Source organism: Vibrio sp. R10-SG-ISO4 (assembly GCF_059834135.1).
Genome location: NZ_JCBDHJ010000016.1, coordinates 15,084 through 28,718, shown reverse-complemented (window position 1 = coordinate 28,718; position 13,635 = coordinate 15,084). Strand labels below are relative to the sequence as shown.

Sequence of the window (13,635 nt, the reverse complement as noted above, 5' to 3'; positions counted from 1 at the left end):
ACATAGGCTCGCTTGGTGTTATTTGCGGATTACAAGACAGGTAACAGGAAAGATGCCGACTTACTGCAACTTCAACATGTCCACCATGATCGCCACCGACTCATCCAAATAAGCGTCAGGCGCTTCGTAGTCTTTGGGTAAGTCGTCAAGATCGGTGTACGGCTCCTCACCCAATGCTTTTTGACGTAAATTGATGCGAGCCAGGCGTTCTTTATCTGCCTGTTCACTCTCCGCTTTACGCACTTTTTCATTGAGAGACAAAGCGTTGTCATCTTTTTCAGCACGATACTTTTCAATATCTTGAGCGATAAAACCGAACTCTAAATCGTTGGCAATACGCGCTTTGTGCTTGTCGTCTAATGCAGAAATCAAGGCATCGTTACGTGCTAACACCGTGTAATTGGCGCGATCAATACTATCCCAAGGTAGAGCGTTATCTTCGACACTCTCCCCGGTTTCATCCGCGTCTACAGCGGTTGGGAAAGGAATGTCAGGTGCTACACCTTTGTTTTGCGTACTGCCACCATCGATTCGATAGAATTTTTGAATCGTGTACTGCACGTAGCCCAACTCTTTATCAAACAAATCGTAGATATGGTTGAGAGAGCGGTGCTGCTGCACAGTGCCTTTACCAAATGAGTTCTCACCGAGAATGATCGCTCGACCGTAATCTTGCATCGCAGCGGCAAAAATTTCTGACGCGGACGCACTATAACGGTTAATCAATACCGTCATCGGTCCGTCGTAGCTGATTTTGTCGTCTGTGTCTGCATTCACGTTCACACGGCCATAACTGTCGCGAACTTGCACCACCGGACCGCTAGTAATAAAGAGACCAGATAGCGCAGTGGCTTCGGTTAACGCACCGCCGCCGTTGTTGCGGAGATCGACAATGATGCCATCGACACCTTTCGCTTTCAGTTGGGAGATTTGCTCGTCGGTATCTTTAGATAGGCCGACATAAAAACTCGGCACTTCGAGCACACCAATCTTCTTACCATCACGCTCAATCACTTCTGATTTGACCGCACGATCTTCTAAACGAATTTTGTCGCGCACGATAGTAATGACTTGCGATTTCGCCTCTTTACCCTCAGGCAAGATTTGCAAATTCACCTTAGTGCCTTTCGGCCCTTTGATCAATTGAACCACATCATCAAGGCGCCAACCGATAACATCAACGATCGCTTCACCATCTTGGCCGACACCAATAATACGATCCCCTTCGGACAACTGCTTGCTGTTCGATGCCGGTCCACCAGCCACTAATGAACGAATGACAGTATAGTCATCAGTCATCTGCAACACTGCACCAATTCCTTCGAGCGATAAATTCATCTCAGTTTGAAATTGATCAGCACTGCGCGGAGAGAGGTAACTGGTGTGCGGGTCAACTTCACGCGCAAAGGCATTCATGTACAACTGGAAGGCATCTTCATTGTGCGTTTGGCTGAGACGCTTAAGCGCATTGTTGTAACGTTTCTCAAGCACCTCTTTGATCTCTTTCCACTCTTTACCTGTGAGTTTGAGATTCAATGCATCATACTTAACACGTTTACGCCACAACTCATCCAACTCAGCTTTATCTTTTGGCCAAGCGGCTTTGCTGCGGTCAAGCTCAATGCTTTCATCGACATCAAACGTCATTTCGTCATCAAGCAGCGCCAGAGCAGTTTGAAAACGTTCATAACGACGCTTCATCGACAAGTTATAGACATCAAACGCAATTTGGTTGTTGCCGGATTTGAGCTGATCGTCAATCCCTACCGCCCACTCTTTGAACGAGTCAATATCCGCTTGAGTAAAGATATTTTTGTTGTAGTCGAGCATTTCGATGTAGCGATCGAAAATGGCTTGAGAGAAGGTATCGTCGAGAGTGAAATGTTTGTAGTGAGAGCGTGTGAATCGAGAAGTCACGCGCTTACTGGCAGTTTCGTGTTGAGTCTCGGGAGCGAGTACGGGTAAGTCTTTTAGACTCAGTTTAGCTTCAAGAGCATGGGCTGAAGACGCTGCCAGCCAGAGGCCAGCAGCAATCAGCGAGAGTTTTGAACGGCATTTCATGCGTAGGAGATTCTCCTTTATGCGCGCAAGTGCTCCGCTTTCACAACCATTTGTAGGCCGTTAGACAGTTGGACGCGCACATCTTCCTTATTGATTTCAACGATAGTCGCAGCCATATTTCCTTTGCCCATGTTCACGTTCACTTGGTTGCCGACGGTCATTTCGTCTGCATTCAATGCGCGCGTTTCTACAGGCTGTTTGGCTTTCTGTTCTTTACTTTGTTGTGGGCGGCGGCTCTGCGGCTTTTTCGCTGCCGGTTTCGCTTTAGCCTTCCCTTCTTCGCGCGCTTTTTGAGCTTGTTCTTTACGACGAGCCTGAACTTTTGCTTTGCTCTCTGCTAGTGCAGTTTTCGCATGTTCAACGTGCTCTTCTTCCAGTTCACCCGCTGGGTTACCGTCTAAATCTACACGTACTGCACCTGGCTTAACACCATGTAGGTAACGCCATGATGAAGTGTACTGTCTTAACGCTGCACGAAGCTGGGTCTTACTCACTTTTGGGTCGTCATTGAGACGGTCCGCAAGATCTTGAAAAATACCGATTTTAAGCGGCTTTGCTTCACCTTCTAAAGTAAAGCACTTAGGGAAACATTCAGCAATATATGCAATCACTTCTTTGCTGTTTTTTAACTTTTCAGTGTTTTCCATGAGGATTCCTGGTTATTGCGGCTTGTCCGCGAGCATTAAGAGTTTTAATTGAGGTATTATAGTGACCTGCAAATGAAAAACCACAGCCAATAGGCAAATTATGCCGCGATAGCGTGCGAATTAAGCAGCTTTTCCACTTCAGTCATCAAAAATGTTAGCCCCTGCTCGTCAATTTCGCTGAAACGCCCCACACTTGGGCTATCAATATCAAGCACGCCTTGGATTTCACCATTGATTGAAAAAGGAATCACGATCTCTGAATTACTCTCGGCGTCACACGCAATGTGGCCCTCGAATTCGTGTACGTCATGGATACGTTGAACGCTGTTAGTGGCGACCGCGGTACCACACACTCCTTTACCAACGGGAATACGTACACACGCAGGCTTGCCTTGGAATGGACCCAATACCAACTCACCGTCTTTCATCAGATAAAAGCCCACCCAGTTAAGGTTCTCCAGCTCCATATTCAATAGCGCACTGACATTGGAGAGATTGGCGATAAGGTCTGTTTCTGATTCGATAAGTGCAACCGCTTGCTTGGTTAAACGTTGGTATTGTTCTATGTTCATTGTATATACATCCGATTGAAAACTAGAGACTTCCACACGGTTTGTGCGTACAATCCGCACAAACTAAATAGTAAGCATTCTCATTATAATGATTGATAATCCCAACACTATTAGCCGTTCTTGGTTGATAACTCAAGTAAAACTTCATAAGACCAAGTTAATCGCTGCGAATTTGGTGGCGATTGCTGCGACTTTAATCAGTGTCCCTATCCCACTCTTGATGCCATTGATGGTCGATGAAGTGCTATTAGACCAACCCGGAGCCGGGCTGCGTGCCATGCAATGGCTCTTGCCGAGTAACTTTCATACCCCTACCGGCTATATAGTGTTGACCTTACTACTGGTCATTGTGATGCGCACGGCAAGCCAGGCACTGAACATTGTTCAGAGCCGTCAGTTCACTCTGGTCTCCAAAACCATTACTTTTGAAATGCGACGTAAGATGATCGACAAATTGGGTCGCATCAGCATGAAGGAATACGAGACAAGAGGCAGTGGCGGCATCAATGCCCACTTGATTACCGATGTTGAAACCATTGACCAGTTTATTGGCTCTACGTTAAGCAAGTTCCTGATAAGCCTACTGACCGTTCTCGGCACCGCTGTTGTTTTGCTCTGGTTAGATTGGCGCTTGGGGCTGTTCATCTTACTGGTTAATCCGGTGGTTATTTACTTCTCCCGCTTGCTGGGCGGCAAAGTGAAACATCTTAAAAAGCGCGAAAACCAATCGTTCGAGCGCTTTCAAAATCGGTTGATAGAGACACTCGATGGCATCTATCAATTGCGCGCCGCAAATAAAGAAAAAGCGTATCTCAAACAGTTAACCGAACAGGCCGATCAGATCCGATCCGATGCTGACAAGTACGCCTGGCAATCGGAAGCGGCAGGGCGTGTCTCCTTCTTACTATTCCTACTTGGCTTTGAGCTGTTTCGCGCTGTCGCTATGTTAATGGTGCTGTTTAGCGACCTGACGATTGGTCAAATCTTCGCAGTGTTTGGCTATCTGTGGTTTATGCTCAGCCCTGTGCAAGAATTGTTGGGCATTCAGTTTTCGTGGTACAGCGCTAAAGCGGCATTGACTCGCATCAATAGCCTATTGAGTATTGGCGAAGAGCAGCGCCCAGTGTCAACCGTCAATCCATTCACGGCAGACCGAGAAGTCGACGTCTCGATAGAAAAGGTCAACTTTGCTTATAATGAGGAAAACAAGGTGTTGCGCGATTTATCGCTCAACATCCCGGCAGGCAAAAAAGTCGCACTGGTTGGAGCAAGTGGCGGAGGCAAATCTACCTTAATTCAATTGTTAATCGGTGTTTATCAGCCGGACTCTGGCATCATTCGTTTCAATGGTGAGCCATGTCAGGATATCAGTTTCGATATCATTAGAGATCAAATTGCTGTTGTATTACAACAACCTATACTATTTAACGATAGCCTGAGGCATAATCTGACCCTTGGATCAGACTACCCGGATGAGCAGCTGTGGCAAGCCCTAGAGATTGCACAAATGCACGATGTCATTCGTCAACTCAGTGAGGGTCTCGAGACGCAAGTGGGCCGCAACGGGATTCGTTTGTCCGGTGGACAGCGCCAACGGTTGGCCATTGCGCGCATGGTGCTGAGCAATCCAAAATTTGTTATTTTAGACGAAGCAACGTCAGCGTTGGATACCGCAACGGAAGCCGCCCTCCACCGTGCTTTAACGGAATTTTTGAAGGGACGCACAACTCTAATCGTTGCTCATCGCTTATCTGCCGTAAAACAGGCGGATCTGATTTACGTTTTAGAAGATGGACAAGTCACTCAGGCAGGGACACATGGCGAACTGGTCGAACAGCAAGGTTTATATCAAACGCTTTACGGCGCGGTACAAACTCACGTCTAAATACTGCCTTAATAGTGACAACGTCACACAAAGAGGCACTCAATGAAACGCGCCTCGCCGCTCCACTCTCACACTAGCGAGATTCGCCAAGTTCGTCTTTGTCATGGCTGCGAGCTCGCAGTGGACACCTGTGAGGTAGAACAAGGAAAGAGCGCATTTTGTCCGCGTTGTGGAACGCAACTCTATCGGGGTGGCACCCCTTCTCTCTCTGGCAACTTAGCCATCGCCATCACCTGTTTGATGCTGTTTATTCCCTCGCACTTTTTTGACTTCATCAGTATCCGGTTGTTTGGTGTCATGATCCCAGCGACACTCCCGGCCGGTATTATCGCGCTCATTGATGAAGGCTTTACATGGTTAGCACTGCTGGTGTTTTTTTGCAGTTCGATTGCGCCGTTTTTGGTGTGCTCGAGCGTTCTGCTTGCCCACATTGCCCTCGCCAAGCGCCACTTCTCTTTACTTAAGTGGTCATTGCAAACCATCGCGGCACTCAAGCATTGGGTGATGATTGATGTCTTTCTGGTTAGCGTTGCGATCTCTTGCTTCAAGTTGCAAGACTATTCAGACATCTTCGTCGGTGTCGGGCTTTATGGCCTAGTGCTATTGCAGTTAGCGACCGTACTACTCTTAACCCGGATTAGTATCCGACGTTATTGGGAAGCCTACCTGCCTGAAGAGACATTAACTCTGGGCGAAAAATCGCTCCACTGCCACCATTGCCACCTGTCACAGCCAGAAGGTACGCACTGTCGCCGCTGCGAAAAACCTATCCATCATCGTAAACCGCGCTCAGTCCAAACAACCTGGGCTTACTTGGTGGCGGCAACGATAGCGATTTTTCCCGCCAACCTGATCCCAATCTCGATATTAATCACCAACGGACAACGTTTAGAAGACACCATCTTCTCGGGTGTTGCTTCATTGGTGAACAATGATATGGCGGGCATTGCGGCCATCATTTTCATCGCAAGTATTGTCGTTCCGGTCGCAAAGATTCTCGGCTTAGCGTACATCTTGCTCGCTATCCATTTTCAACGTTCGATCAATCATATTTATCGAATGAAAATCTACTTTATCGTCAAGTGGATTGGCCGCTGGTCAATGATGGATCTGTTTGTTATCTCCATCATGATGACCTTGGTTGACCGTGGCCAAATTTTGAATTTTACCCCAGGGTACGGCGCCGTCTTTTTTGGTATCGTGGTCATCTTAACCATGCTGGCCGCAGACAGTATCGACCCAAGACTCATTTGGGATAACCACCCTAAAACCTCCTACAAGGACACCCCTTCGCATGAGTAATGCTTCGCCCAATCAGAATGCTTACACGCCAGATATTAAGCGCAATAAAGGCTTATCGCCGCTATGGATATTGCCAATTTTGACCATGGCACTGGCAGGTTGGCTGGTGTTTAAAGCCATACAGGATGCAGGCCAGCGCGTGCAGATCTATTTTTCTGATGCACAAGGTTTGGTCGCCGGGCGCACCACCATTCGCTACCAAGGGCTCGAAGTGGGCATGGTGCGCGACATCAACCTGTCGAGCAATCTGGACAACATTTACGTGGATGTCGACATCTATCCCGAAGCGATTCAGTTACTTGGTCAAGATACGCGTTTTTGGATGGTCAAACCGACCGCCAGCCTTTCCGGCATTTCCGGTTTGGATGCTCTGGTATCAGGGAACTACATTGCGATTCAACCCGGTGATGAAGCGTCTGAACCTAAGAGTGTTTATACCGCGCTGGATCGCGCCCCGTCCGATCTTCTCGCACGTCAAGGGTTAAACATCACCTTGAAATCGCGCGATCTGGGTGGAATCTCTATCGGATCACAGATCGTCTATCGAAAAATCCCAATTGGCGAAGTCTACAGCTACAAATTGGATGACGACGCGAAGAACGTCCTCATCAAAGCGTCAATCCGCGAGCAATATCGCCACATCATTACCGATCAGAGCCGTTTTTGGAACGTCAGTGGCATTGGCGCCAATATTGGCTTTGAAGGGGTCGATGTGCGACTGGAAAGTTTGAGCGCCCTGCTCAGCGGTTCTATTGCGGTTGACTCCCCCGATGGCGGAGAGCCCGTCGAAGACAACGAAGAGTTTCGTTTGTACCGTGACCTAAAGACCGCAGGACGCGGTATCGCCATCCAAATTGCGCTACCTGACGACAACCATATCAAGGCCTCAGGGGCGCCCATTATGTACCGTGGTATTGAGGTCGGGCAGATTACCGGATTGCAGCTCAGTGAAGGACGCGAAAAAATCATCGCTTCCGCCGCGATTCAACCAGCATTCAGCGATATGCTCACCACCGGCAGTCGTTTTGTTCTCGAAGAGGCGAAAGTCTCGCTATCGGGTGTGGAAAACTTGGCTAACTTAGTCCAAGGTAATTACCTCACCTTGATCCCCGGAGATGGTCAGCGCGCAAGGCAGTTTAACGCCGTGCGTCAATTTGAATTTAACAAGCAGCAAGCACGTTCAGTCGCGCTGCAACTGACGTCTAACAACTCGTTTGGATTAGATGCCGGGGCGAACATCCTCTATAAAGGCATCACGGTGGGCTCCATCACGCAGGTATCACTCATCAATGATCAAGTCGTGTTCGACCTGCTGATTGACGCGGAATATTCCGAATTAATCCGTTCTCAAAACCGATTTTTTGTCACCGGCAGTGCCAGCGCTGAGCTCACCGAATCTGGGCTCAACATCTCTGTGCCGCCTGCTAAACAGCTGTTGACCGGCTCGGTGAGTTTTGTCAGTGAAGGCAGTGGTGAAGCCAAAGAGCGCTATCCGCTTTATGCGAGTCAGTCTTTGGCTGAGCTTGCCAAATACAATGTCTCTGGCTGGCAAACCCTCACACTGTTTGCCCCGGAATTGCCCTCAATCAGCAAAGGTAGCCCATTGCTTTATCGCAACTTGCAAGTCGGCAGCGTCTCGGATTTTCGCTTAGTTGACGGTGGTGTGATCATCGATGCGAATATCGAAAATCAATACAAACACCTGTTGAGTGAGCAAACCGTGTTCTGGAATCGCTCTGGCGTTGAGGTGGACGCCTCTTTAACGGGAGTCAACATTACCGCTGCGCCACTGAAAACCATCATCCAAGGTGGGATTGCTTTTGATTCCTTGCCGGGGGTCGACAACCGCCAAAAAGACAAGTGGTTGCTGTACAAAGATTTCAAAACCGCACGTAAATACGGCAAACGTGTCACCTTGCACTTTGATGGCAGCACAACGATCACAGCAGGCACGCCTATCCACTACAAGGGGGTCCAAGTCGGCGAAGTCACGCTTGTTACCCCCATATTTTCCAACGGAGAGTTCTCCAAAGGCGGCGTTGAAATTCAAGCTCGCATCTTGCCGGAATACGCCCAAACCATTGCGGTTTCAGGGTCGCACTTTTGGCAATCACAGGCAGAGATTGGCCTGTCGGGAGTAAAAAACATCCACAATCTGATCACGCCAAGTATCAATGTTGAGCCCGGCAATGGCCAGCCCCAACATCAGTTCGCGCTCAACACTGCACCTCAAATTCATAAAGGGGTGCAATTTAGATTGCAAACCGAAAGCCGAGGCTCAGTCACCAGTGGCACCCCGATTTTGTATCGTGAGATCGAGGTGGGCCAAGTGCGAGCAGTATCGTTAGGTGAATTTGCCGATCGCGTCGATATCGACATTGATATTCTGCCGGAATACGCCTATTTAGTGCGCCGTAATAGCGTATTTTGGAACACCTCTGGTGTGGATGTCTCGATTGGACTAACCGGTGCCAATATCAAAGCAGGTACGGTTGAAAGCATAGTGCGAGGCGGGATCACCTTTGCCACGCCGCAACAAACACAGCTCGAGCCGATAGCTCAAGATGGCCATACCTTCTACCTGCACCCGAAAGCAGAAGAGAGCTGGCGCAGCTGGCGAACGGTGATACCAAAACCTTAGCCAAGACCTATCACCTATCACCTATCACCTATCACCTATCACCTATCACCTATCATCAGTAAAAGCGCAGCCAAGTGGCTGCGTTTTTGCTACACTCTCGGCAAATTTTCTACTTAGAGATGCAGAGTGCACCAAAACGTTTATCTCCCTGACGACTTTCTCGCTGAAATGCAAACCATCCTTCCGTCTCATTTGACGATGGATGACTTCATCGCCGCTTGCCAACGACCACTTAGAAAAAGTGTCCGCGTCAACACTCTCAAGACCACAGTGGACGATTTTAAAGCGCTGGCTGAGCAGCAAGGATGGGTATTGACCCCAGTGCCTTGGTGTAAAGAAGGATTTTGGATTGATGCTGATGAAACCCGGGTGCCACTGGGGAATCGTGCTCAACACATGGCAGGGCTGTTTTACATCCAAGAAGCCAGTTCCATGATGCCTGTCTCTGCGCTCTTTTCTGGTGATGACACCTTTCAGGCGGTGCTCGATATGGCGGCTGCACCAGGGTCAAAAACGACACAAATCGCTGCGCTGATGGATAATGAAGGCGTATTGGTGGCGAACGAGTTTTCCGCTAGCCGCGTGAAAGTACTCCATGCGAATATTGAGCGCTGCGGTATTCGTAACGCCGCATTGACTAACTTCGATGGCCGCGTGTTTGGTGGTTGGCTGCCAGAGCAGTTCGATGCCGTTCTCATCGACGCACCCTGCTCTGGGGAAGGTACGGTTCGCAAAGATGCCGATGCGATGAAAAACTGGAGTAAAGCGTCAGTGCTATCCATCGCAGAGACGCAAAAAGATCTGATCGAAAGTGCTTTTCACGCCCTAAAACCGGGCGGTGTCATGGTCTACTCGACCTGTACGCTCAGCGTGGAAGAGAACCAGCAAGTCTGCCAGCACTTAAAGTTAACCTTTGGCGAGTTGGTGGAATTTGAAAGCCTTGAATCCTTATTCCCGGGTGCTGACGAAGCGCTAACCGCCGAAGGCTTTTTGCACATATTCCCTCAAGTCTATGACTGTGAAGGATTCTTTGTGGCAAAAATACGTAAAACTGGCACTGCGACACCACCTGATGTAAAAAAACGCCTCGGTAAATTTCCGTTTCAGAAAGCATCGGAAAAAGAGCAGCAAGCGATCGCTAGCGCACTGCAAGACGCGCTGTCTGTTTCGCTGCCTCAACACACCACGATTTGGCTGCGTGACAACGATGTTTGGTTGTTCCCCGATGCGCTCGAGCCAATGCTCGGCGAACTGCGCTTTTCACGTATGGGAATAAAGATCGCCGAAGCGCATAAGAAAGGCTATCGCTGGCAACACCAAGTCGCCACCGCACTGGCAACGGGGAATGAAGCGAACAGTGTCGAACTTTCTATTGATGACGCCAGAGAGTGGTACATGGGAAGAGATGTGAGACCGGCGCAAACAGGCAAAGGTGAAGTGCTGGTCAAATACGGTAACGATGTGATTGGACTCGGGAAATGGGTCGGAAATCGAATCAAAAATGGCCTACCCAGAGAATTGGTAAGAGACAAAAATCTGTTTTAATCCCTAAACCAAGGTATGAAATTTCTTCATTGCCTGGCGCTATACTGATCTTGAACTACAATTGAAGTATTGATTGGTGATGAATATCAGACTGTTAGCGCAGGCTCTGTAGGAGCCCTTCCCCTAGGCCCAAAGCATGATCCGCTTCGGGCCTTTTTTTGTCTCAAGTCGATTAATCAGCGAGGTAAATCCCATCTTGCTCGATACGGATACGACCTTGCTTGTAAAGACCGCCAATGGTTTTCTTGTACGTCCCTTTACTGGTTCGAAACGTTGAGAAAATGGCTTCTGGCGATGACTTATCATTAAGAGGGAGAAAGCCGCCCTTTTTCTCCAATAACTCAAGCACTTTCTCACTCAAGTCATCCATTTTTCCAACACCGACTTTTTGCAGCGAGAGATCGATTTTGCCATCTTCACGGATCGCTTTGATGTAGCCTTTAAGACGCTTACCAATAAAGAGTTTTCCAAACACGTCAGACTTAAAGATCATACCCCAGTGTTGGCCTTCAACGATCGCTTTAAAGCCTAAGTCGCTGCGCTCTGCAATCAACAGCTCGACTTGCTGGTTTTTGCTATAAGGTGGCGGAGTTTTATCCAGCAGTTTGTTGAATTTGGTGGTTCCGACGATGCGCCCAGATGCTTTGTCAGTGTAGACGTACACCAACACAGTTTGACCTTCTTTAAAGCGGGCACGCTGCTCACTGAACGGGATCAACAGATCCTTGCCTTTAATTCCCCAATTGGCAAAAGCACCGGTGCTGTTGACCCCTTGGATTTCCATCAGCCCCCACTGGCCCACTTCGGCAATCGGAGTTTCAGTCGTCGCCACCAACTGGTTGTCGGAATCAAAGTAGAGAAACGCATCAATAAATTGGCCCACTTCCGCGTCTTTTGGCGCAAAGCGATTTGGCAGCAAAGAGGTGCCGTATTCTCCGGCATCCAAAAATAGTCCAAAGTCGGCTTTTTTTACAATTTCTAAGTGGTTTACCTTACCAACGTTAATCATTTCAACGGTCTCTTGCTAAATTTGCGGCGATTATACCCAATCTCTGATATGCTTTCGCCAGCTAATTTGAACTTTATGGAGATTTTCTTGGTCACGGTAGACAAACAAGATGGCATCACTCTCAAAATTTCTCACGCAATGGCTTCGACCAAGAAGTCGGATCTCGACCTCTACTTTTTCATTCCCGGTGAGCTTGGCTTAAACGCTGACACCGTCAAAGAGAGTGAATTCTATTACGAGTCTCTGGCGCAAAAACGCGCTTATTTCAGTGACAAAACGCTACTTCCGCTCGTGCACAGTCGACTTGCCAAACGAGGACGACTCTCGTCAACTCAGTACCGCGTCAGTTTAAGTTTGTTCGCCTACCAATACGTGATTGCGTTAGATAAAGCGGTCAGCGAATTGAATAAACACAACTCCGAGTCCGTCACCACCGATGAAGTAGACGAAGTCATCGAACTCTCTCTCGATATTTTGAAAAAGCTGCGTCGGAGTATTCCTTATGAAGAGGGGCTGAAACGCTACTACGCCAACATCGATAACTACCTCTCTTGGTACACCGGGCAAAGGCTGATGTCATTGGTTGCCCACATGCCACGTGACAGTGAATACAAGACGCTCAAAGAGCGCTTGCTCACTATCGTTGAGAAAGAAGCTGCGCACCGAAAACTCAACAACTACAACTCAGAAAGCGTTAGAGGCGATGTGACCCGCTTGAGTAACAAAATGCGCTTATTAAGACGTTTGATAGAACATCCCATCGTCCTGCAAGAAAAAACGCAATCATTGGGCAACAATCTAAAGCGAATTGTGAAAGGCAGTGCAACGGGGTTTGTGATGGTGTTTGTCACCATTACCGCAATTCTGGCTCGTGATTATTGGGGTGAGATCACCGCATCGTTCATCATTTTGATGTCATTTGTCTACGCACTACGCGAAATATTTAAAGACGATCTGCGGGATGTCATGTGGCGGTGGATTCGACGTGGCCGACCTAAGTGGCGTAAAACCTACCTGGATCCGACAACCAAAAAGACCGTCGGGCAAAAACTCGAATGGCTTGATTATCTTGGGCTCGACAAACTTCCCGACCGCATCAAGTCGATTCGCAAAAAGCGCGTCGTCCAACGGGAAGAACAAATTTTACACTATCGTTCAGAGACGGAGATGACTACATCGAAGTTTATGAGCGGTTATGAAGAAACGCGCGAAACCTTGTTACTCAGCATGCGACCGTTTACCCGTTTGATGGATAAGGGCTCAAACAAAATTTATACTCTGAACAACAGTCAGGTGAGCCGCGAATCCGTTGAAAAGCGTCACCTGCTCGACTTGATTGTCAAAGAAGACAATCACGACGGAAACCCAAACTATTACCGTTGGAAAATCGTGCTCAACCGCAGCAAAATCGTTGCGATTGAGCAAATTGAGGTGGATGACTTCACTCACCCCTTCGCTTTAGTGACAGAGTAAGTAAGAATTCCGCCATCGGCTCATCGCCATGTAGGCTTGGGCAGAGGGCGGTAATTTTTACCGCTTGGTTGACACGCTCACCGGTCGCGAACGTCTCATCAAGCATCTTGTCAATCAGCTCCCCATCGTCACAGACAAAGTGGACATCCGCCTCAGGTCGCTTTAAGAATTGCCCTTCCACCGCTTTAAAAGCCAGAGACACCTGCTTGCCTCGCGCCTGAGCTTTACTCATCGCCATGAAACCGCCTGCGACGTCAGCACCAACCGCCAAGACACCAAAATACATACTGCCGAGATGATTTTTAGTCCGTCTTTTTAGTGGAATTTTTACCTCTACGCGCTGCTCATCCAATTGGAGAATTTTAGGTCGACAGAGCCAAATTAGGGGGACTTTGAGAAAGCCAAAGTAATTGAGGTAAAAGTTCGCTTTAGTAAGAGGGCTTAACATAGACTGGTCCGACTAGTGGATTTAGAGCCAGTTGAATATGGAAGGCGTGCAA

Annotated in this window: 10 protein-coding genes; 5 read left to right on the top strand and 5 right to left on the bottom strand. The window is 48.4% G+C overall.

What is annotated here, in order from left to right:
• Window positions 1-60: 60 nt before the first annotated feature.
• The 3 genes from prc to AC6R03_RS09630 all read right to left on the bottom strand — a co-directional run bounded on the left by prc (window position 61) and on the right by AC6R03_RS09630 (window position 3,280).
• Complete coding sequence (prc, locus tag AC6R03_RS09640; protein ID WP_500631049.1) at window positions 61-2,061, bottom strand: carboxy terminal-processing peptidase; 2,001 nt, start codon at window positions 2,059-2,061, stop codon at window positions 61-63.
• A gap of 17 nt (window positions 2,062-2,078) precedes the next feature.
• A complete protein-coding gene (gene proQ / locus AC6R03_RS09635) occupies window positions 2,079-2,708 on the bottom strand; it encodes an RNA chaperone ProQ (RefSeq protein ID WP_334555385.1) in 630 nt (209 codons plus the stop codon).
• Window positions 2,709-2,806: 98 nt separating this feature from the next.
• Entirely contained in the window at window positions 2,807-3,280 is a 474-nt protein-coding gene (locus tag AC6R03_RS09630) for a free L-methionine (R)-S-oxide reductase MsrC (RefSeq protein WP_334555386.1), read from the bottom strand.
• Window positions 3,281-3,368: 88 nt separating this feature from the next.
• Here AC6R03_RS09630 and AC6R03_RS09625 point away from each other — a divergent pair, with 88 nt between their 5' ends.
• The 4 genes from AC6R03_RS09625 to rsmF all read left to right on the top strand — a co-directional run bounded on the left by AC6R03_RS09625 (window position 3,369) and on the right by rsmF (window position 10,653).
• Complete coding sequence (locus AC6R03_RS09625) at window positions 3,369-5,165, top strand: ABC transporter ATP-binding protein (RefSeq protein ID WP_500631048.1); 1,797 nt, start codon at window positions 3,369-3,371, stop codon at window positions 5,163-5,165.
• Window positions 5,166-5,207: 42 nt separating this feature from the next.
• The gene (locus tag AC6R03_RS09620; RefSeq protein ID WP_500631047.1) at window positions 5,208-6,467 is read left to right on the top strand and encodes a PqiA/YebS family transporter subunit; all 1,260 of its coding nucleotides are present in this window, start codon (window positions 5,208-5,210) and stop codon (window positions 6,465-6,467) included.
• Window positions 6,460-9,108 carry an MlaD family protein gene (locus AC6R03_RS09615; RefSeq protein ID WP_500631046.1) on the top strand — a complete coding sequence of 883 codons (2,649 nt, stop codon included), beginning with the start codon at window positions 6,460-6,462 and terminating at the stop codon, window positions 9,106-9,108. Before AC6R03_RS09620 ends, AC6R03_RS09615 begins: the two co-directional genes overlap by 8 nt.
• Window positions 9,109-9,234: 126 nt before the next feature.
• On the top strand, window positions 9,235-10,653 hold the full coding sequence (rsmF, locus tag AC6R03_RS09610) for a 16S rRNA (cytosine(1407)-C(5))-methyltransferase RsmF (RefSeq protein WP_500631045.1): 1,419 nt from the start codon (window positions 9,235-9,237) through the stop codon (window positions 10,651-10,653).
• A gap of 172 nt (window positions 10,654-10,825) precedes the next feature.
• Here the strand turns inward: rsmF and AC6R03_RS09605 are convergent, their stop codons facing one another.
• Complete coding sequence (locus tag AC6R03_RS09605; protein ID WP_500653660.1) at window positions 10,826-11,662, bottom strand: CvfB family protein; 837 nt, start codon at window positions 11,660-11,662, stop codon at window positions 10,826-10,828.
• 87 nt (window positions 11,663-11,749) lie between these two features.
• Between AC6R03_RS09605 and AC6R03_RS09600 the strand changes: the two genes are divergently transcribed.
• Window positions 11,750-13,135, top strand: a complete 1,386-nt coding sequence (locus AC6R03_RS09600) for a hypothetical protein (protein ID WP_500653663.1) — start codon at window positions 11,750-11,752, stop codon at window positions 13,133-13,135.
• Here the strand turns inward: AC6R03_RS09600 and AC6R03_RS09595 are convergent.
• Window positions 13,104-13,583: a PaaI family thioesterase gene (locus AC6R03_RS09595; RefSeq protein ID WP_487902009.1), complete on the bottom strand. Its 480-nt coding sequence runs from the start codon at window positions 13,581-13,583 to the stop codon at window positions 13,104-13,106. The genes AC6R03_RS09600 and AC6R03_RS09595 overlap by 32 nt on opposite strands.
• Window positions 13,584-13,635 lie beyond the last annotated feature (52 nt).